Below are 19,295 nucleotides of genomic sequence, written 5' to 3'. Positions count from 1 at the left end.
TGTAGCTGTGATGAATATTACCCAAAAAGCTTGACAAAGCAACACACACGGGCATAAAACAACATGAACCAACAAACTATGAGGGACGGCAGATGTACGCAGAGGAGCGCCAGCAAGCGATCGCCGCGCTGATTGCGCAACGCGGTCGGATGGCAGTCGCACAGCTTTCCGATCTGTACGGGGTGACCACGGAGACGGTCCGCCGTGATCTCGCGGTACTGGAGAAGGCCGGGTTGATCCGCAGGGTGCACGGCGGTGCTATTCCCGCCGGAACGCTGACCATCGAGCTCGGCACGGCGGAACGCGAACACAGCCGCGCCGAGGAGAAGGACCGAATCGGCAAAGCGGCCCTCGAGTACCTGCCGGACACCGGCGGAAGCGTGCTGATCGACGCGGGCACCACAACCGACCGCGCCGCGTCCTATCTGCCGACCGACCGCGATCTGCTCGTGGTGACGAACTCGATCCCGATCGCCTCCCGCGTCAGCGCGCTCGGCGGCGTTCGATTGCACATGCTCGGCGGGCGCGTACGTGGTGTCACCCTCGCGACCGTCGGCGACGAAGCCCTGCGGGTGCTCGAGACGTTGCGGGTCGACGTCGCGCTGGTGGGCACCAACGGCATCACCGCACGGCACGGGCTGTCCACCCCGGACAACGACGAGGCCGCGGTCAAGCGCGCGATCGTGTCCGCCGCGCGCCGGGTGGTGGTGGTCGCCGATTCCACCAAGGTCGGCCGCGAAGACCTCGTGAGCTTCGCGCCGCTGGACTTGGTCGACACGATCATCACCGACACGGACCTGAACCCGGCCGATCGGGACGAATTGCTCGGCGCCGGCGTCGAGGTGGTGGCGGCATGATCGTCACCCTCACGGCGAATCCGAGCATCGACCGGACCGTCACGCTGACCGACGCACTGCGTCGCGGCGCCGTGCATCGCGCGGAGGCGAGCATCGCGCATCCCGGCGGCAAGGGCGTCAATGTGGCGCGGGTGGTCGCCGCCGCCACGGTCCCGGCGATCGCCGTCCTGCCGGGGAATCCGGGTGATCCGTTGCTGGCCGCGCTGATCGAGGCCGGTATCGAGCATCTGGCCGTCCCCTACCCCGGCGCGGCGCGGACCAACCTCACGATCACCGAACCGGACGGCACCACGACCAAGATCAACGAGCCGGGCGCGCCGCTACCCATCGAATGCCGAGCCGCCCTCACCCGAGCGCTGAGCGAATCCGCCGGGACCGCGTCCTGGATCGCGCTGTCCGGATCGCTGCCGCCGGGCACGCCCGACGACTGGTACGCCGAACTCGTTGCGACGCTGCGCGGCCGGGGCGCCCGGATCGCGGTCGACACCTCCGACGCACCACTGCTCGCGTTGGCCGCCGCGTTCGGTTCGGTCGCCCCCGACCTGATCAAGCCGAACGCCGAGGAACTCGGCCAGCTCACCGGACTCGACGGCGCGGCACTGGAAGACGCGGCCCGCGCGGGCGACCCGGAACCGACCGCGCGCGCCGCCCGGGCGCTGATCGAGCAGGGCGGACCCGCTGCGGTGCTGGCCACTCTCGGTCCGGCGGGCGCCGTGCTCGCCACCGCGGAAGGCGCCTGGTATGCCGCGTCGCCACCGATCACCCCGCGCAGCACCGTGGGCGCGGGCGATTCCGCACTGGCCGGTTACCTGCTCGCCGACCTCGACGGCGCCGATCCGGCCCGCCGGCTGGCCTACGCGGTCGCCTACGGCAGCGCCGCCACGGCGCTCCCCGGCACCGCCCTGCCCAGCCCGCATCACACCGATCCCAATGCCGTGCAGGTCACGGCACTGTCCCCCACCCCGCTGTGAACCCCACCCACCACCACAAGCTCCGGTCGCCGGAAACCTCCGCCGACCGAAACCGGTAAGGAACAAAGGAAACCGCAATGTCGAACGCGACGACCAGACCCGGCGCGACGCCGGCAATTATCAGTCCGGCGACGATCGCTCTCGACGTCGACCTGGGCCACGACAAAGAGGCCGTGATCGCTGCACTCGCGCAGCGACTGGCCGACGACGGCCGTGCCGACGACGTCGAGGCGCTGCGCGAGGCCGCGATGGCCCGCGAGGCGCAGTCGGCGACCGGACTGCCGGGCGGGATCGCAATCCCGCACTGCCGCAACGGTTCGGTGGTCGCGGCGTCGCTCGGCTTCGCACGCCTGGCGCCGAAGGTCGACTTCGGCGCTCCGGACGGACCGGCCGATCTGGTGTTCCTCATCGCCGCACCGGAAGGTGCCGGGGCCGAGCACATGAAGCTGCTCTCCAGCCTCGCGCGTGCACTGGTCCGGCCAGATTTCGTTGCGGCACTGCGGTCGGCGCCGCAGCCGCAGGACGTGGTCGCGCTCGTCGACGGTGTGCTCAACCCGGCCCCGGCCGCACCGAAGCCTGCTGCTGCAGCCCCCGCGTCCGCGGCGGCAGCCACGACCGCCGCGGCAGTTCCGCCAGGCGCCTCGGAGCCGCCCGCGGAGGCCGCGAAGCGGATCGTCGCGGTGACCGCCTGTCCGACCGGTATCGCACATACCTATATGGCCGCCGACGCGCTCACCGCTGCCGGTGAGCGTGCGGGCGTCACCCTGGAAGTCGAGACGCAAGGCTCGAGCGGTGGCAGCAAGCTGTCCCCCGCCACCATCGCCGCTGCGGACGCCGTCATCTTCGCCACCGACGTTGGCGTCAAGGATCGCGATCGGTTCGCCGGCAAGCCCGTCGTGGCTTCCGGCGTGAAGCGGGCGATCAACGAGCCGGACACAATGGTCGCCGACGCGCTGCGCGCCAGCCTCGACCCCAACGCCGCGCGGGTGGGCGGCACCGCGGGTGCGGCCGCTGCAAGCTCCGCCCCGAGCGGCGTCGGCCTCGGTGGCCAGATCCGGCAGGCCTTGATGACCGGTGTCAGCTACATGATTCCGTTCGTCGCGGCGGGTGGCCTGCTCATCGCGCTCGGCTTCCTGCTCGGCGGTTACGAGATCTCCAACACGACACTCGACGCGACGGAGACGTTGAACGATGCCGCGTACATCGCGCTGCACAACAGTCTCTGGGACCTCCCGTCGGGCGGACTGCTGCAATACCTCGGCGCGGTCAGCTTCGCCGTGGGCGCGGCCGCGATGAGCCTCGCCGTCCCGGTGCTCGCCGGATTCATCTCCTTCGCGATCGCCGACCGCCCCGGCATCGCACCCGGCTTCGTCGCGGGTCTCGTCTCACTCGCCGTCGGGGCCAGCTTCATCGGCGCCCTCATCGGCGGACTGGTGGCCGGTGTGGCCTGCCTGTGGATTGCCCGACTCCCATTGCCGCAGTGGGCGCGGGGACTACAGCCGGTCGTCATCATCCCGCTGTTCGGCAGCATGATCGTCGGTGGGCTGCTCTACATCGTCCTCGGCAAGCCGCTGGCCTGGCTCACCGAACAGATGAACAGCGGCCTGGAAAGCATGTCCGGCGGCTCGGCGATCGTGCTCGGCGTCATCCTCGGCCTGATGATGTGCTTCGATCTGGGCGGCCCGGTCAACAAGACCGCCTACCTGTTCGCGACCGCCGGTATCGCCGACATCGCGACGGCCGGCGATGCCCAGTTCCAGATCATGGCCGCGGTCATGTGCGCCGGCATGGTGCCCCCGCTTGCTCTGGCACTGGCCTCGACCGTGCTGCGGCCCAAGCTGTTCGCCGAGCCCGAACGCGAGAACGGCAAGGCCGCCTGGCTACTGGGTGCGTCGTTCATCTCCGAGGGTGCCATCCCGTTCGCCGCGGTCGACCCGTTCCGCGTCATCCCCTCGATGATGGCCGGCGGCGCACTCTCGGGCGCGCTGATCATGGCCTTCGGCGTGGAACTGCGCGCCCCGCACGGCGGCGTCTTCGTCTTCTTCGCGATGAGCAGCTGGCCGCTGTTCCTGGTCGCGCTCGCAGCAGGCACGGCGCTCAGCGCGGCGCTCGTGGTGACGGCCAAGCAGTTCCGCCGCTCGCCAGAGGAGATCGCCGCGGAGGCGGAATTCCAGGCGGTTCACGCCTGACCGCACGTGCTAACCGGCACACCCAACCACATGAATCATCCACGAACACAAGGAGTAGCAATGCCAAGCACCAACGTCATCGTCGGATCGTCCATCGGGCTGCACGCCCGCCCCGCCGCCATCATCGCCGAAGCCGTAGCCGAAGGCGGTGTGCCGGTGACCATTTCGGTCGGTGGTGACGAGCCCGTCGACGCCGGCTCGGCGCTGCTCATCATGACCTTGGGCGCCACCAACGGCACCGAGGTGACGGTGACCGCCGACGATCAGGCCACGTTGGACAAGATCGCCAAGCTGGTCGCCGAGGACCTCGACGCCTGACGCATGGTGGTCAGCGTCGTCGCCACACGACGACGGCGCCCGCCACCACCGCAAGCCCGGCGATGACCGCTCCCCCCGCCCACCACGCGGCGTTGGACCCGGCGGCATCGGCCGGGCTTTCGGCTGTCCCGGTGTCGGTGTCGACCACCGGCGCAACCAGCTCGGTGGCCCCGCGCAGCACCATGATCGGCGGGAGCGGCCGTAGTTCCCCGCCGGACTCCGATCCGATCAGCAGATCGCCCGATTCGGTGAACTCGACCGTCTCGCCCTGTGGCTGGATCGGCGCCGGGATCACCACCGGCGCCTGCGTGGTGATCGCCGCGGCGACATCACCGTCGGACACCGGGAACAGATACACCCGCCCATAGCTGCGCACCGCTGCCACCGAGCCGTCCGCGCTCAGGGCCGCGCCGGTGACGAGTTCACCCGGTACCGGTGCCCCGCCCGCTGTGGCCGGGCCCGAATGCAGCGCACCCACCCGCCGCAACGCCGCGGGCCCCGGGCTCGGCAGCTCCGCCGCGGGCGTGTCGGAATCCGGCACGTACACGCCGGATGTTCCGGCGAACTCCTTGGTGATGATCACCGGCCGCCCGTCCGGTTCGATGATGAGCGCTTCGGCGTCATGGGGCCCGTCGGGGTAGGTCAAGCGGTGCAGTGCACCCGTCCCGGCCGTGGGATCGACGCCGATCAGCGCGACGGTGTCGCGTTGGCGCCGGTTGTCCCCGGTATCGGAGAGCCAAATCGTGCCGTCACGCGCGTCCATGTCCTCGATGTCGTAGGGATCGACGGGCACCGGAATCCAGCGCTGTACAGCGCAATTCGCATCGAGTTCGGCCATGTTCTCGTCGGTGCCACTATCCCCGATGGCGTACAGCGCCCCGTCGGCGAAGGCCATGCCCGACAGCTCGGCGAGGCCGGGGTCGGTTGGCTGGCAATACACCTCGAAGTTCTGCGGAGCCGGCACCGGCGCCGATGGCTGCGCCTGCGCAGCCGTTGCTGCGACCAGCAGTGCGGCGGCGGCCGCCGGCACCGTCGCCCAGACCCGGTGCACGCCTCAGCCGTGCGCGTACTCGAGCAGCGCGGAAGCCAGCGACTTGGGCACCCGGGCCTGCACCATGGTGCCGTCCGCCTCATGCGAGGACTGCAGGATCGTGCCGTCGGAGTGGATGCGCGCGACGAGATCGCCGCGGCTGTACGGCACCAGCACGTTGACCTCGACGTCGAGCCCACCGAGCAGCTCCGCGATCCGATCGCGCAGCTCGGGAATGCCGCGGCCGGTCCGTGCGGACACGAACGACGCATTGCGCAGCGTGCCGCGCAACTGGGTGAGGGTCACCGGGTCGGCGGCGTCGATCTTGTTCACCACGATCAATTCTGGCGGGGCAGGCGCGTTGGTTTCACGCAGCACGTCGGTGATCACCTCGCGTACCGCCTTGATCTGCTCGGTCGGGAACGGGTCCGACCCGTCTACGATGTGCAACAAGAGATCGGCGTCGGTGACCTCCTCCAGCGTCGATCGGAACGCCTCGATGAGCTGGGTCGGCAGATGCCGCACGAATCCAACCGTGTCGGTCAGCACGAAACCTCGCCCATCGGGAAGTTCCGCCCGCCGGGTCGTCGGATCCAGCGTCGCGAACAGCGCATCCTGCACCAGCACACCGGATCCGGTGAGCGCGTTGAGCAGGCTCGACTTGCCCGCGTTCGTGTATCCGACGATAGCCACCGACGGCACCGAATTGCGCAGGCGCCGAGTGCGTTTGGTGTCGCGCGCGGTCTTCATGTCCTTGATCTCGCGGCGCAACTTGGCCATTCGCTCGCGGATGCGGCGCCGGTCGGTCTCGATCTTCGTCTCACCGGGACCACGAAGGCCCACACCGCCGTTGGAGCCGGCTCGACCACCGGCCTGCCGGGACATCGATTCGCCCCAGCCACGCAGCCGCGGCAGCATGTACTCCATCTGCGCAAGCGACACCTGCGCCTTGCCCTCCCGGGAGGTCGCGTGCTGCGCGAAGATGTCCAGGATCAGGGCGGTGCGGTCGATCACCTTGACCTTGACCACCTTTTCCAGCGCGGTCAACTGGGCAGGGGTGAGTTCACCGTCGCAGATCACCGTGTCCGCGCCGGTCGCGAGCACGACCACGCGCAACTCCTCGGCCTTGCCCGAACCGATGTAGGTGGAGGCATCCGGCCGGTCGCGCCGTTGAATCAATCCCTCGAGCACCTCGGAGCCGGCCGTCTCGGCCAGCGCGGCGAGTTCGGCGAGACTGGCCTCGACCTGGGCGGCACTGCCTTCGGTCCAGACCCCGACGAGCACGACGCGTTCGAGTCGCAGCTGCCGGTACTCGACCTCGGTGACGTCGGCGAGTTCGGTGGACAGCCCCGCGACGCGACGCAACGCGCTGCGGTCCTCGAGCTGGAGTTCGCCTGTGGTCGGGTCGGCGCCGGGGCGATCGAGCGACCAGCGGCGCGGTCTGCCGTTGAGCGGCTCGCGCGCCTCGTCCGGGTCTTGTTCATCTGCACCGAACACATCGGCATCATGTGGTTTCGTCATACCCCTCCATGATCCCACGGACCGGCAGGTACTCGCATCGGGTTATCCCGTGCGCGACCTCGGGGATGGTTGGACGTCACCGCAGGTCGCGCCACCAGGCCTCGTCGATCTGTCCGGTGGCCACCAGGACCGACGGGCCGCGAAGAGTCGCACGGTCCGCCTCGAAGCCGATGACGACCTCGCCACCGGGGATTCGCACCGTGACCTCGTTGCCCGCCGGCGCGCCGCCGCCGTAGCGAACCGCGGCGGCCGCAGCGGCCACGGTCCCGGTGCCGCAGGACCTGGTCTCGCCCACCCCGCGCTCGTAGACGCGCATGTCGACCGCTCCGTCGTGCAGCGGCGTCAGCAACTCGATATTGACGCCGTTCGGGAAGATAGCGGGGTCGTAGCCGGGCGCGCCGACGAGGTCCAGGTCCGCGAGTCCGGAGCGGGTGAGCTGCGGCTCCACGCAGGCCAGATGCGGATTGCCCACGTCGATACCGAGGCCGGTGAACACCCGGCCGTTGACCGTTGCCGTCGACGTGCCGAGTTCGCGCACGATGCCCATGTCGACGCTCACGTCGGCATGGAATCCGTCGACGGAGTGCACGGTCACGGGTCGTGCGCCGGCGCGGGAGCCGACCACGAATTCGGTGCGCGACTCGCGCCCGGTCGAGGCGAGATAGTGCGCGAACACCCGCACACCGTTGCCGCACATCTCCGCGACCGAGCCGTCTGCGTTGCGGTAGTCCATGAACCAGTCGTCGGTGTCGGTGCCGTCGGGAAGATCGCTGAGCACGCCGGCATCACGCAGAGCGCCCGCGCGCGCGACGCGGAGCACGCCGTCGGCACCGAGGCCGCGCTGCCGGTCGCACAGCGCGGTGACCGCACCAGGTGTCAGGTCGAGGCGCACGTCCTCGTCGGGCAGCACGACGAAGTCGTTCTGAGTGCCGTGCCCCTTGGCGAAGTCCATGTCTCCGAGTTTAGAGAGCGCCGACGCGGGGCCTCCGCATAGTGGAACTCCACGCCCGCAACCGGTAATACGAATCCACGTCGATCTCACGAATGTCGACCTTCGGTGCAGGGCCAACTTTGAACTGACCGGTGGGTAAGTTAGGTTTTGTCGCTATGCCTGCGCTCACATCGAAACTTCGCCGTGATATCCGCTACCGCCGCAGCCGCGGCACTCTCGCCGGGGCCGCACTGGCGGTGACCGCCGCGTTCCTCGCGGCCGCGCCCGCGACCGCCGCTCCCCCGCCCGCGCCACCCAACACCGTTGGCGTCGGACCTGCGACGAACAACTTCCCCGGAGCGTTCGCGCAGTCGCTGCTCACCCCCGATGCGGCCCCGGTCGGCGCGAACGACTGGAACTGCAAGCCCTCGGCGGACCATCCGCGTCCGGTCGTACTGGTGCACGGCACCTGGGAAAACGCGTACAACAACTTTTCCGGTGTCGCTCCCGTGCTGGCCCGGGCCGGCTACTGCGTGTTCGCACTGAACTACGGGCGCGTCGGCCTGCTCGAGTCCGGCGGCCTGGGGACCGTGCTGCCCAACACGAACGGCGTCGGACCGATCGAAGAGTCGGCCAAGCAACTGGCCGGCTTCGTCGATGCGGTGCTGCGCGAGACGGGCGCCGGCCAGGTCGACATCGTCGGTCACTCGCAGGGTGGCCTGATGGCCCGGCAGTACCTGAAGTTCGAGGGCGGGGCGAACGCTGGCGATCCGAGCAAGAACAAGGTCGCCCACCTCGTCACCCTCGGCGCGACCAATCACGGCACGACGCTCGATGGGATCGGCTCTCTCGACCGCGCCATCCGTAGCCTCGGCCTCGATCTCGACCCGGCGCTGAACTACCTCGTGGGATACGCGCCGATGCAGCAGGTCTTCGACTCCGCGGTGCTGAACCGGCTAAACGCGGGCGGCGACACCATGCCGGGCGTCGACTACACCGTGATCGGCACGATGTTCGACGAGGTCACCACGCCGTTCGACTGGACCTTCCTGAAGTCCGGGCCGGGCGCGACCGTGCGCAACGTCACGCTGCAGGACGGCTGCCCGACAGATATCTCCGATCACCTGAGCATTGCGTACTCCCCGCGGGCGATCGACTGGATCCAGCACGGGCTCGATCCGCAGGGTTTCCCCGAATCGAAGGTGCGCTGCGTCGGCAACGCGCCGATCGGCGGCAGCTCCGACGGTGGTCCGGGCGGCACCGGCTCCGCCGGCTGATGATTCGCTCCGCCGGCTGATGATTCGCTCCGCCGGCTAGTCCATCGCGCGGGCCTCGACGAGCGCGAGCACGTGCTCGACGAGGTCCGCGCGAGCGGCATCCACCCAGTGCACCCTGCGGTCGCGGCGAAACCAGGACCGTTGCCTGCGCACATAGCGCCGCGTGCCAATGAAGGTCCGCTCCCGCGCCTCGGCGAGGTCGTATTCGCCGTCGAGATGGGCCAGCGTCTGGGCGTAGCCGATGGCGCGGCGGGCGGTGAGCCCGTCGCGCAGCCCGTGCCCGAGCAACGCGGTCACCTCGTCGACGAGTCCCGCGTCGAACATCCGGTCGGTCCGCAGCCGAATGCGCTCGTCGAGCAGTCCGGTCTCCCGGTCGGCACCGACGATGACCGTGTCCCAGCGCGGAGTACCGATCTGCGGCGCCGACGCCGCGAACGGGGCGCCGGTGAGCTCGACCACCTCGAGCGCGCGCACCATCCGACGCCCATCGGTGGGCAGGATCGTCGCCGCGGCCTGCGGGTCCACCGCGCGCAACGCCTCGTGCACGGCGCTCACCCCGCCATCGGCAAGCAGCGACTCCCACTTCGCGCGGACCACCGGGTCGGTATCCGGAATCGCCCACTCGTCGAGCAGCGCCTGGATGTACATCATCGAGCCGCCCACGATCACCGGGACCGCGCCGCGCGCCCGGATCGCCTCGACATCGGCGACCGCCGCGGCCTGGTAACGCGCGACCGTCGCCGTCTCGGTCACGTCGAGCACATCGAGCTGGTGGTGCGCAATGTCGCGGCGCTCCCTCGGCGGCAGCTTCGCGGTACCGATGTCCATGCCGCGGTACTGCTGCATCGCGTCGATATTGACGATCTCGCCGCCCAGGCGTTCCGCGAGATCGAGCCCGAGGTCGGACTTGCCGGTGGCGGTCGGACCGACGACCGCGATCGGACGCGTCACGGCCGCCACACGGCCACGTGGTAGCCGACCCCGAACGGCGCGTCCCGGTAGCGGCTCTCGACCCGGCGTGGTGCGACGTCGAAAGCACCGGCGAGCACCTGGAACGCGGCGCGGCCACCGATACCGAGTTCCGCGCATACCACCGGATCCAGTTCGGCCAGGGTGGCGCAATCCCCCGCCGCGATCGCGTCATCGAGTTCGCGCTGCGCCGGTTCGGCGCGCGGGTCGAACGCCCCGGGCGCCTTGGCGGTGAGCGTCGTCGCGCCGTCGGCGACCACCAGGAGGCCATGCGCCGCGCTGTCCGCGTCCATCTCCCTGCGCAACTGCCGGCCCAGTTCGGCGCAGTACACCGGGGAGGTGTCCGCCGCGACGATCCGGGCGGTGGCGACGGCGTGCTGTCCAGCCCGCTCGCGCAGCCAGCCGGCGATCAGCGCCGCGAGCGGAAGTCGAGCGTCCACCTGCCCGTCGGCGCCGTCCGACAGGGCGACGCGCACGTCGGCGCCGAACCCCCGGAACGTGCCGACCGCGCTCGCGGACAGTTCGCACTCGGTTTCCCCGACACCGACCACGGTCCAGCGCGCACCGAGTGTCGCGACCGCGTCCAGCGCTGCCGTGCGCAGTGGCTCGCTCGGACTCGCGTCGGCACCATTGAGTTCGGGGACGACAATCGGGGGTGACGGCACCAGAGCCGCGGCAGTGAACACAAGGTCAACGCTAGTAGCGCTCGACCGACGCACCCACTCCCCGCCCGTCGGAAGCCCCACGGCGCGTCCTTCTGCCCGTTTCGATGGAATGACGGGCGCAGACCAGGTTCAATAGGACCGAGCAGGACCGCAAAAGTCGGAGTCCAGGGCAGCGGTGATCGTTCCCGAGGAGCGAGCGACGTTGTTCACGTCCACGAGCGGACACGCTCCGACCAACGCAGACAGGCAGCCGTGTCGCGCGGCAGAGACGAGGAGCCATGACCGAGAGCAACGGAACCGAGCAGACGGGCACAGCGCCGCAGGCGCCCAATGAGACCGCGCCGCAGGCGCCCAATGAGACAGCGTCGGAGGCGCCGAAACCGTCGGCGCCGAAGCCCGCAGCCCCCGGCCCGGCACCGGCCGCGAACGGCCCTCGTCCAGGCGACAGCGGATCCCCGCGTCCGGCGCCCCCGCGGCCGAGCCCGCCGAGTCCCGCCACCCCCAGTCCCGTCACCCCCGGTCCCGCCACCCCGAGCCCGGGCAACGCACGGCCGGGCACCGCTCGGCTGCCGGCGCCGAAACCGCACCCGGTGCCGCACGCACACGTCCACGATCCCGCGCTCGCCCATCTCCCGGTGGTGAGCGACCCCAGCCAGTTCGGCCGGGTCGATGACGAGGGCATCGCCTGGGTGCGCACCGCCGAGGGCGAACGGCAGGTCGGTTCGTGGCAGGCCGGTGACGCCGCCGAGGGCCTCGCGCATTTCGGCCGTCGGTTCGACGATCTGGCCACCGAGGTCGCGCTGCTCGAGGCCCGGCTGGCCACCCACGTCGGCGATGCCCGCAAGACCAAGGCCGCTGCCGTGGCACTCTCCGAATCGCTGCCGACCGCGGCCGTGATCGGCGATATCGACAGCCTCGCGGTCCGACTGCAGGCGATCATCGAGCACTCCGACGAGGAAGCCGCACACGCCAAGGAGGAGAAGGACAGGCACCGGCACGAGCAGACCGAACGCAAGGAACGACTCGCCGCCGAGGCCGAACAGATCGCCACGGAATCCACCCAGTGGAAGGCCGCGGGCGACCGGCTGCGCGAGATCCTCGAGGAATGGAAGACGATCAAAGGCGTCGACCGCAAGGTGGACGACGCACTGTGGAAGCGCTATTCGAAGGCCCGCGAGGGGTTCAACCGCCGCCGCGGCGCGCACTTCGCCGATCTCGACCGTGAGCGTGCCGCGGCCAAGGTGCGCAAGGAGGAACTCTGCGTCCGCGCGGAGGAGCTGTCCGGGTCAACGGACTGGGTGGTCACCGCCGCCACATTCCGCGAGCTGCTCGGCGAGTGGAAGGCCGCGGGTCGCGCGCCACGCGAGGCCGATGACGCGCTGTGGCGCCGGTTCAAGGGTGCTCAGGACATCTTCTTCGCCGCTCGCAACGCCGCGTCCTCGGAACGCGATGCCGAGTTCGAGCAGAACGCCGATGCCAAGGAAGAACTGCTCAAGGCCGGCGAACGCATCGATCCGTCCCATGACGTCGATGCCGCCCGTGCCGCGCTGCGCGACCTGCAGGAGAAGTGGGAAGCGGTCGGCAAGGTGCCGCGCGAGCGCATGCACGACCTGGAAGGCCGCCTGCGCGCCATCGAGAAGCGCGTCCGCGAGGCCGCCGACTCGCAGTGGCGTCGCTCCGATCCGGAGGCGGTGGCCCGTGCGGCCCAGTTCCGCGAGCGGGTGGCCGCGTTCGAGGAGCAAGCCGCGAAGGCGGAGGCCGCCGGCAACACCCGAGACGCCGAGCAGGCCCGCGAGCAGGCCAAGCAGTGGCGTGAGTGGGCCGAGGCAGCAGAGGGCGCGGTCAGCAATCTCTAAGCCGATCGCACCACCGAGCGAAGTGCCGCGCACCGCACACGGCTGCGGACCTGGGAGGTGTGATCGATGGCGAAAGCCGACGGTGAACTGATCGTCAACGGGACCGGCGACTACGTACGATTCTTCGCCGACGGCCGGGTGAAGGTCTACTCACGCGACCATCGTTGGGACGTGTTGGAGTCGGGCCGTCACAACGCCCTCGGCGAGTTCGTACGCCTCGGCGTCGGCAGCGAACTGCCCTCGGCCGGAACGAAGCAAAAGGGCGAGACACCCAACTTCGTCGTGTCCATCGACCCGGCGCTCGGCATGGCGGCTGCGGCGACCATCGCCGCTGACAACGGGACGTTCGTGGTGTTCAATCACGACGGATCGCTCACGGTGGGCAGCGATGGGCGCGACATCGAAGAAACGCTCAACGGCGTCCGGGAGGGCGTGGAAGGTGGTTCGGCAGCTCGGGGCGCATCGGTGCTGATCAGTTTCGTCGGAACGTACCGGCCCGCAACGATCCGTACGGCCGACTACCTGGTCAAGGTGCCCGAGGACAAGCCTCGCCGACCGAACCGGCTCTACCCCGGCGAGCAGGAGATTCTCGAAGGCAAGCTGTGGCCCAATAGATCGGGCTGACGCGAGCCGATGCAGTCACGCCGCGGGATTCAGCCGCGCTGACGCCACTCCTGCTGGCGCTGTTCTTCCTCGGCCGCGGCGAGGCGGCGCTGTTCCTCGGCGGCCAGTTGCACCGCGGTGCGGCTCCACACCACCCGCAGCCAGTGGAAGGTCAGCAGCAGCACCGCGATCCAGCCGATCACCAGGCCGACGCCGGGACCGGCGCCGTGCAGGTTCGGCGCCAGCGTCTGGCGGGTCCAGATGGCGAGCATGCCGAGCACGCACGCGATGGCGCAACCGGCGAGCGCGATCCAGGCGAACACCCACCGCCGGGTGAGCAGGGCGAGCACGGAGAAACCGACCCCGAACACCAGCGCGAACCAGGCGAACAGGCGGGACGGCAGCTGGATCGATTCCGCGAGTGCGACGTCGTTACCGCTCAGCACGTCGTAGCCGTGCGCGCCGCCGGTATGCGGCAGGGCGAGCGAACCGAGCAGGGCGAACACCAGGATCGCGACGACCACGGCGCGGGCACCCGGATCGATCTCGCCGGCCATTTTCTTTTCCACCGCATCGACGTCGCGGCGGATCTCCTCGTCGAACGGCTGAGACTGGTCTTCGGGCTGCTCGCTCATTCGCAGCACCCAGTCGTGGCGGCGGCGGGCACGGTCACGGGCGCGCCGATGCTGGGCAGTCCCAGGCCGACACCGATCGGTGCGGTTTTGGGCATGATTCCCCGTTTGTGCGCGTCACCCGCGCGGGTACGGCGGTGGCTGTGGACGTGTCCGTCGGCGATCAGGTGGTGCGGCGCCGCGGCGGTGATGTCGACCGTGACCAGATCACCGGGCCGGATACCGGCCTCAGGACCGGGGCGGAAGTGCACGAGCCGCCCGTCGCGTGCACGCCCGCTCATCCGCGCGGTCGCGGCGTTCTTGCGCCCGGCGCCCGCGGCGACGAGAAGTTCGACCTCGGTGCCGATCAGCTTGCGGTTCTCATCGAGCGAGACTTCCTCCTGCAGCGCGATCAGCCGGTCGTAGCGCTCCTGCACGACTCCCTTCGGGATCTGCTCATCGAATTCGGCCGCCGGGGTGCCGGGCCGCTTGGAGTACTGGAACGTGAACGCACTGGAGAAACGAGCTTTGCGCACGACGTCCAGCGTTTCTTGGAAGTCTTCTTCGGTCTCGCCGGGGAAGCCCACGATGATGTCGGTGGTGATCGCGGCGTGCGGCATGGCTTCACGCACCTTGTCGATGATGCCGAGGAAGCGCGCCTTGCGGTACGAACGCCGCATCGCCTTGAGCACCCGATCCGAGCCGGACTGCAGCGGCATGTGCAACTGCGGGCACACGTTCGGGGTGGTCGCCATCGCCTCGATGACATCGTCGGTGAACTCGGCCGGGTGTGGCGAGGTGAACCGGACCCGCTCCAGCCCCTCGATACTGCCGCACGCGGTGAGCAGTTCGGCGAACGCCGACTTGTTGCGTGGCGCGGCGTCGCCGAAGTTGACGCCGTAGGAGTTGACGTTCTGGCCGAGCAACGTCACCTCGAGGACGCCCTCGTCGACGAGTGCCTGCACCTCGGCCAACACGTCCCCCGGTCGCCGGTCGACCTCCTTGCCGCGCAGTGACGGCACGATGCAGAACGTGCAGGTGTTGTTGCAGCCGACCGAGATCGACACCCAGCCGGAGTAGGCCGAGTCCCGCTTGGCGGGCAGCGTGGAGGGAAACGCCTCGAGCGACTCGAGGATCTCCACCTGGGCCTGCTCGTTGTGTCGCGCTCGATCGAGCAGCGCGGGCAGCGAACCGATGTTGTGCGTGCCGAACACGACGTCAACCCAGGGCGCCTTCTTGACAACCGTGGAGCGGTCTTTCTGCGCCAGGCAGCCGCCGACGGCGATCTGCATGCCGGGCGTGGCGGCCTTCACGGGAGCGAGGTGGCTGAGGTTTCCGTAGAGCTTGTTGTCGGCATTCTCGCGGACCGCGCACGTATTGAAGACGACCAGATCGGGGGTCGCGCCAGGCGCCGCCGGCGTGTAGCCGGCGTCCTCGAGCAGTCCGGACAGGCGCTCGGAATCGTGCACGTTCATCTGGCAGCCGTAGGTGCGAACCTCGTAGCTGCGGGTCACCCGGTCGATCGTTTCCACCTGTCCAGGGTACGGCGGTCGGGTGTGCATACCGGAATCGGCGGGTAACCACGTGCCGGAACCGACTCCCGAGGGAAGGAAAGCACATGGCGCAGTACCGAGTCCTCGACCCGAAGGAAGCCGTGATCGACACGAAGGAGTTCGACAACGCCTCGGACGCCTATGACTGGTTCAACAACGTCGAAGTACCGTCGGACAGGCTCGGCTACCGCATGGAGGTACGCCACGACGACGGCGAGTGGCACATGTTCGATCAGACCGACGGCACCCGGTCGAAGAACTGACCCCGATCAGCCGACAACCGGCAGGTTCAGCACCGAGCCTTCGGCGTGCACGGTGACCGGTGTGGCGACGGGCCCGCCGCGGAAACTCTCGTTGCCGCCGGCGATGACGAACCGCACCGCATGCCCCGGTTCGAACCGGTGCACGAATGCGGGCATCGTGACCGGCACGGCTTGTTCGGTGATACGAACCGGCATGGTGAGCCCATTGATGAGGGTGGCAGCGCCGTTCGGCGCCACGTCGTAGATCTGCGCGAACACCAACGGCGCCCCGGCCGCATCGACGCGCAGCGTGGCGGTCGGCGCGCCGACCACGTCCAACGGCGAGGACATCGGCGCCGACGTCCAGGTCGCCTGGGTACCCGGTATCGGCACGTTCGGCAGGTTGGCGTTCGGCAGCAGATCGATCGACTCGATACCGGCCGGCCCTGCGCTCGGCGCGGTTACCACCGTCCGCGCGGCCGGGCGGACGGTGGCCGGATCGTCGACCAGGGCACGGCCCGCGGAGAGGTAGAGCGTGTGCGGCGCGCCGACGTCGATGCGGTCTGCCGATGCGAACGCGGGCGCAGCGTTGCCGGTATAGGGCACCCAGGGCCGGAAGTAGGCGAACTCGGGTCCGGTGCCGACCGCCGACCCGCGCAGGTAGTGGTCGAACCAGTCGAGGATGCGTCCGGTCTCGTACTGCGTGTTCGAATCCGGCGCGGTCTGGCTGAACTCGCCGGGCGCCGGCTCGAGGTGGCTGTGCCCCCACGAGTGCCAGATCATCTTCACCGGGATGTCGCGAGCCTTCAGCGCTTCGTAGGTGGCCCTCGCCTCGTTGAGGTCGAACAGGGCGTCCTGCTGTCCCTGTCCGAGCAGCACCGGAATCCGGATCTCGTCGTAGAACGTTGCGACAGACGAATGCCGCAGGTATTGCTCGATATCCGGGCTGACTTCGCCCGTGGTGTTCGCCAGGGCGATGGCCGTACACATGTCGCGCTGGAAGTTGGGACAGCCGAGGGCACGACTCGGATCGGCCCGATAGCCGTTGACACCGGGGGCGAGGACCCCGTTCGCGAAGAGCAGCGAGGCAAAGTAGATCTTCGCGGCACCGGGCAATGCCGTCGTCACCCCGGTTGTGGTGCCGGTGCCGTTCGGAATGAGCGAGTACGACAGGTCATTCCACGTGATGAGCGGGACGATCGTGTCGATCCGCGGATCGACCGCCGCGGCGGCGAACTGAATACCGCCACCGTAGGAACCACCGACCATGCCTACCCGTGGGTCGTGCACCGACGGCTGACCGCGATGGTCGACGCTGTCGCGGAGCACCGTATCCAGCGAAGGGCGGGGGTTCGTCAGTGCCGAGTCGGTGAACGCTACGCCCTCCGCACCGCCGAGAAAACTCACCAGTTGTGCTGCCGCCCGTCCGTCGTCGTCCCGGTTGTCGAGCGAGATCTTGCACGTGGATCCACCGAAGCCAAGGCCCGAGTAGGTGAGCGCGACGTACCCCTCGCGAGCGAAGAACTCGGCCAACGGAATCTGGTCCCGGTAGGAACCGCTGAATCCGTTGGTGGTCAGGATCGCCGGTGCCGGGTTCGCGGCCGATGCGCCTGCGGGAACGAACAACTCGCCGACGATGTTGCATGGCTGCGCGTCCGGGCCGACCCGGACGGCGAAGTGAAGCAATTCGCTGGTGTACCCGCCGGGATCCGCGATGGCCACTGCGCCCGAGCCGAACACCACTGCGAAGATTCCGCAGAGCGCCACGAGCCATCGTCGTGCCATCGCCCACCGCCTCGGGAGAACCAGGTACGCGAACCCTACGACTCGGATTCGCGCTCCGGGCGGCAAATGCCGCGAATCGGCCTAGAGTCATTGGCTATGACGCCCGTCGACGACGCCGACCACGCGGCCGAACGACCAGCAGGAGCGGAGCCTGCGCAGCGACCAGAGCATCTGGACGCGGAACCTGCGCAGCGACCCGAGCATCTGGGCGCGCAGCCAGCGCAGCGCCCCGAGCATCCGATGATTGCCATGCACGGCGTACAGAAACACTTCGGTGAACTGCACGTGCTGCGCGATATCGAACTCGAAATCCCGCGCGGTCAGGTGGCGATCGTGATCGGTCCGTCCGGGTCGGGTAAATCGACGCTGTGCCGCACCATCAACCGGCTCGAACCGATCGACGAGGGCACCATCGCCGTCGACGGACAGGTACTGCCCGCGGAGGGCAAGGCGCTCGCCGCGCTACGTGCCGACGTCGGGATGGTCTTCCAGTCGTTCAACCTGTTCTCGCACAAGACGATTCTGCAGAACGTCATGCTTGCGCCGAGCAAGGTCCGCAAGATCAAGAAGGAGGACGCCCGCAAGCGCGCGGTCGAACTGCTCGAACGGGTGGGCATCGCCGAGCAGGCCGAGAAGTATCCGGCACAGTTGTCCGGTGGCCAGCAGCAGCGCGTCGCCATCGCGCGCGCACTTGCCATGAGCCCGAAGGTGATGCTGTTCGACGAGCCGACCTCGGCGCTCGATCCGGAGATGGTCAACGAGGTACTCGACGTGATGGTGGGCCTGGCCCGCGACGGCATGACGATGCTCGTCGTCACCCACGAGATGGGCTTCGCGCGCAAGGCCGGTGACCGCGTGCTGTTCATGTCCGACGGACAGATCGTCGAGGACACCGACCCGGACACGTTCTTCACCAACCCCAGTTCGAACCGCGCCAAAGACTTCCTCGGCAAGATCCTGAGTCACTGACCCTGCACCACCGATCACCGCTTCACCGTGTTGTCCCGACAGTTTGGAGGAATTCCGATGAGGTTGACCCGCGTGGCACGTTTCGGTGTCGCCGTTGCCGCTCTCGCGTTCGTCGCCACCGCCTGTGGCGGTGACGAGGAGAAAAGCGCCTCCGAAAGCGCGCAGGGCGGATCGTTGACGGTCGGCATCAAGTTCGACCAACCCGGGCTCGGGCAACGCAATCCGGACGGCACCTACAGCGGCTTCGACGTCGAGGTCGCCAAGTACGTCGCCGGCAAACTCGGCGTCCAGCCGGACGGCATCACGTGGAAGGAATCGCCGTCGGCGCAACGCGAGACGCTGATCCAGAATGGCGAGGTCGATTACGTCGTCGCGACCTACTCGATCACCGACGCCCGCAAGGAGAAGGTCGATTTCGCGGGGCCCTACCTGACGACCGGCCAGTCGCTGCTGGTGCGCGAGGACAACACCGAAATCACCGGCCCGGAGTCGCTGTCCGGGGGCAAGAAGTTGTGTTCGGTGACGGGTTCCACGCCTGCGCAGCGCGTGAAAGACCAGTATGCGCAGGACGTGCAGCTGCAGGAGTTCGACACCTACTCCGCGTGCGTCGAGGCATTGCGTAACGGCGCGATCGACGCCGTCACCACCGATGCCGTCATCCTGGCCGGCTATGCGGCGCAGTACCCGGGGCAGCTCAAGGTTGTCGGCGACACCTTCTCCACCGAGAACTACGGAATCGGACTTGCCAAGGGCGACACCGATACCCGCAACAAGATCAACGATGCGATCGAGGAGATGATCGCGGACGGCTCGTGGCAGGCGGCCTTCGAATCGACCATCGGCCCGTCGGGCTATCCGCTTCCGACTCCGCCGCAGGTCAACCGGTACTGACCCGCCCACGCGGGTGGGGCGGCGATCGCCCCACCCGCTCGCGTTGGACTCCCGGTG

General features: G+C 68.9%; 18 protein-coding genes. 10 read left to right on the top strand and 8 right to left on the bottom strand.

The genetic code is table 11. From position 1 onward, the window contains the following. Positions 1 to 92: 92 nt before the first annotated feature. The 4 genes from OG921_RS22425 (at position 93) to OG921_RS22410 (ending at position 4,335) form a co-directional block, all read left to right on the top strand. Positions 93 to 857, top strand: coding sequence for a DeoR/GlpR family DNA-binding transcription regulator (locus OG921_RS22425; protein WP_266114756.1), 765 nt, complete (start codon positions 93 to 95; stop codon positions 855 to 857). Beyond that, positions 854 to 1,828 (top strand): 1-phosphofructokinase family hexose kinase, encoded by a 975-nt coding sequence (locus OG921_RS22420; protein WP_266114755.1) that lies wholly within the window; start codon positions 854 to 856, stop codon positions 1,826 to 1,828. The genes OG921_RS22425 and OG921_RS22420 overlap by 4 nt, the downstream gene beginning before the upstream one ends. Positions 1,829 to 1,905: 77 nt before the next feature. After that, complete coding sequence (locus OG921_RS22415; RefSeq protein ID WP_266114754.1) at positions 1,906 to 4,017, top strand: fructose-specific PTS transporter subunit EIIC; 2,112 nt, start codon at positions 1,906 to 1,908, stop codon at positions 4,015 to 4,017. Between the two features lie 60 nt (positions 4,018 to 4,077). Then, on the top strand, positions 4,078 to 4,335 hold the full coding sequence (locus tag OG921_RS22410; RefSeq protein WP_266114753.1) for an HPr family phosphocarrier protein: 258 nt from the start codon (positions 4,078 to 4,080) through the stop codon (positions 4,333 to 4,335). A 10-nt stretch (positions 4,336 to 4,345) separates the two neighbouring features. Here OG921_RS22410 and OG921_RS22405 read toward each other — a convergent pair whose 3' ends face one another. The 3 genes from OG921_RS22405 to dapF all read right to left on the bottom strand — a co-directional run bounded on the left by OG921_RS22405 (position 4,346) and on the right by dapF (position 7,838). Then, a complete protein-coding gene (locus tag OG921_RS22405) occupies positions 4,346 to 5,386 on the bottom strand; it encodes a hypothetical protein (RefSeq protein WP_266114752.1) in 1,041 nt (346 codons plus the stop codon). A 3-nt stretch (positions 5,387 to 5,389) separates the two neighbouring features. Next, positions 5,390 to 6,886, bottom strand: a complete 1,497-nt coding sequence (hflX, locus tag OG921_RS22400; protein ID WP_266114751.1) for a GTPase HflX — start codon at positions 6,884 to 6,886, stop codon at positions 5,390 to 5,392. 76 nt (positions 6,887 to 6,962) lie between these two features. Continuing rightward, on the bottom strand, positions 6,963 to 7,838 hold the full coding sequence (gene dapF / locus OG921_RS22395; RefSeq protein ID WP_266114750.1) for a diaminopimelate epimerase: 876 nt from the start codon (positions 7,836 to 7,838) through the stop codon (positions 6,963 to 6,965). A 155-nt stretch (positions 7,839 to 7,993) separates the two neighbouring features. Between dapF and OG921_RS22390 the strand changes: the two genes are divergently transcribed. Then, the gene (locus OG921_RS22390; RefSeq protein WP_266114749.1) at positions 7,994 to 9,094 is read left to right on the top strand and encodes a triacylglycerol lipase; all 1,101 of its coding nucleotides are present in this window, start codon (positions 7,994 to 7,996) and stop codon (positions 9,092 to 9,094) included. 36 nt (positions 9,095 to 9,130) lie between these two features. On the opposite strand, the gene miaA is transcribed toward OG921_RS22390, so the two are convergent. Further along, positions 9,131 to 10,054 carry a tRNA (adenosine(37)-N6)-dimethylallyltransferase MiaA gene (miaA, locus tag OG921_RS22385; protein WP_266114748.1) on the bottom strand — a complete coding sequence of 308 codons (924 nt, stop codon included), beginning with the start codon at positions 10,052 to 10,054 and terminating at the stop codon, positions 9,131 to 9,133. After that, positions 10,042 to 10,749 carry a hypothetical protein gene (locus OG921_RS22380; RefSeq protein WP_266114747.1) on the bottom strand — a complete coding sequence of 236 codons (708 nt, stop codon included), beginning with the start codon at positions 10,747 to 10,749 and terminating at the stop codon, positions 10,042 to 10,044. The genes miaA and OG921_RS22380 overlap by 13 nt, the downstream gene beginning before the upstream one ends. A gap of 257 nt (positions 10,750 to 11,006) precedes the next feature. Here OG921_RS22380 and OG921_RS22375 point away from each other — a divergent pair, with 257 nt between their 5' ends. Both OG921_RS22375 and OG921_RS22370 read left to right on the top strand, forming a co-directional pair. Continuing rightward, a complete protein-coding gene (locus tag OG921_RS22375; protein WP_266114746.1) occupies positions 11,007 to 12,584 on the top strand; it encodes a DUF349 domain-containing protein in 1,578 nt (525 codons plus the stop codon). A 66-nt stretch (positions 12,585 to 12,650) separates the two neighbouring features. Next, positions 12,651 to 13,208, top strand: coding sequence for a hypothetical protein (locus tag OG921_RS22370; RefSeq protein WP_266114745.1), 558 nt, complete (start codon positions 12,651 to 12,653; stop codon positions 13,206 to 13,208). Between the two features lie 29 nt (positions 13,209 to 13,237). On the opposite strand, the gene OG921_RS22365 is transcribed toward OG921_RS22370, so the two are convergent. Both OG921_RS22365 and miaB read right to left on the bottom strand, forming a co-directional pair. After that, positions 13,238 to 13,822: a hypothetical protein gene (locus OG921_RS22365; RefSeq protein ID WP_266114744.1), complete on the bottom strand. Its 585-nt coding sequence runs from the start codon at positions 13,820 to 13,822 to the stop codon at positions 13,238 to 13,240. Next, a complete protein-coding gene (gene miaB / locus OG921_RS22360) occupies positions 13,819 to 15,330 on the bottom strand; it encodes a tRNA (N6-isopentenyl adenosine(37)-C2)-methylthiotransferase MiaB (protein WP_266114743.1) in 1,512 nt (503 codons plus the stop codon). The genes OG921_RS22365 and miaB overlap by 4 nt, the downstream gene beginning before the upstream one ends. 86 nt (positions 15,331 to 15,416) lie before the next feature. On the opposite strand from miaB, the gene OG921_RS22355 reads away from it, so the two are divergent. Then, on the top strand, positions 15,417 to 15,614 hold the full coding sequence (locus tag OG921_RS22355; RefSeq protein WP_266114742.1) for a hypothetical protein: 198 nt from the start codon (positions 15,417 to 15,419) through the stop codon (positions 15,612 to 15,614). Positions 15,615 to 15,620: 6 nt separating this feature from the next. On the opposite strand, the gene OG921_RS22350 is transcribed toward OG921_RS22355, so the two are convergent. Beyond that, a complete protein-coding gene (locus OG921_RS22350; protein ID WP_266114741.1) occupies positions 15,621 to 17,378 on the bottom strand; it encodes a CocE/NonD family hydrolase in 1,758 nt (585 codons plus the stop codon). 240 nt (positions 17,379 to 17,618) lie between these two features. On the opposite strand from OG921_RS22350, the gene OG921_RS22345 reads away from it, so the two are divergent. Continuing rightward, the gene (locus OG921_RS22345; protein WP_266114882.1) at positions 17,619 to 18,347 is read left to right on the top strand and encodes an amino acid ABC transporter ATP-binding protein; all 729 of its coding nucleotides are present in this window, start codon (positions 17,619 to 17,621) and stop codon (positions 18,345 to 18,347) included. Between the two features lie 57 nt (positions 18,348 to 18,404). Next, positions 18,405 to 19,238 (top strand): glutamate ABC transporter substrate-binding protein, encoded by an 834-nt coding sequence (locus OG921_RS22340; protein ID WP_266114740.1) that lies wholly within the window; start codon positions 18,405 to 18,407, stop codon positions 19,236 to 19,238. Positions 19,239 to 19,295: the final 57 nt, after the last annotated feature.

The organism is Aldersonia sp. NBC_00410, assembly GCF_026342035.1.
Taxonomy (GTDB): Bacteria; Actinomycetota; Actinomycetes; order Mycobacteriales; family Mycobacteriaceae; genus Aldersonia.
The sequence above is the reverse complement of the archived record's forward strand: the minus strand, read 5'-3'. Positions and strand labels throughout refer to the sequence as shown.

Coding starts and splice junctions, on each gene's coding strand:
- OG921_RS22345 (WP_266114882.1), top strand. CDS start 17,619: ATGATTGCCATGCACGGCGTACAGAAACACTTCGGTGAACTGCACGTG.
- OG921_RS22340 (WP_266114740.1), top strand. CDS start 18,405: ATGAGGTTGACCCGCGTGGCACGTTTCGGTGTCGCCGTTGCCGCTCTC.
- dapF (WP_266114750.1), bottom strand. CDS start 7,838: ATGGACTTCGCCAAGGGGCACGGCACTCAGAACGACTTCGTCGTGCTG.
- hflX (WP_266114751.1), bottom strand. CDS start 6,886: ATGACGAAACCACATGATGCCGATGTGTTCGGTGCAGATGAACAAGAC.
- OG921_RS22425 (WP_266114756.1), top strand. CDS start 93: ATGTACGCAGAGGAGCGCCAGCAAGCGATCGCCGCGCTGATTGCGCAA.
- OG921_RS22365 (WP_266114744.1), bottom strand. CDS start 13,822: ATGAGCGAGCAGCCCGAAGACCAGTCTCAGCCGTTCGACGAGGAGATC.
- OG921_RS22355 (WP_266114742.1), top strand. CDS start 15,417: ATGGCGCAGTACCGAGTCCTCGACCCGAAGGAAGCCGTGATCGACACG.
- OG921_RS22410 (WP_266114753.1), top strand. CDS start 4,078: ATGCCAAGCACCAACGTCATCGTCGGATCGTCCATCGGGCTGCACGCC.
- OG921_RS22350 (WP_266114741.1), bottom strand. CDS start 17,378: ATGGCACGACGATGGCTCGTGGCGCTCTGCGGAATCTTCGCAGTGGTG.
- OG921_RS22375 (WP_266114746.1), top strand. CDS start 11,007: ATGACCGAGAGCAACGGAACCGAGCAGACGGGCACAGCGCCGCAGGCG.
- OG921_RS22390 (WP_266114749.1), top strand. CDS start 7,994: ATGCCTGCGCTCACATCGAAACTTCGCCGTGATATCCGCTACCGCCGC.
- OG921_RS22370 (WP_266114745.1), top strand. CDS start 12,651: ATGGCGAAAGCCGACGGTGAACTGATCGTCAACGGGACCGGCGACTAC.
- OG921_RS22420 (WP_266114755.1), top strand. CDS start 854: ATGATCGTCACCCTCACGGCGAATCCGAGCATCGACCGGACCGTCACG.
- OG921_RS22415 (WP_266114754.1), top strand. CDS start 1,906: ATGTCGAACGCGACGACCAGACCCGGCGCGACGCCGGCAATTATCAGT.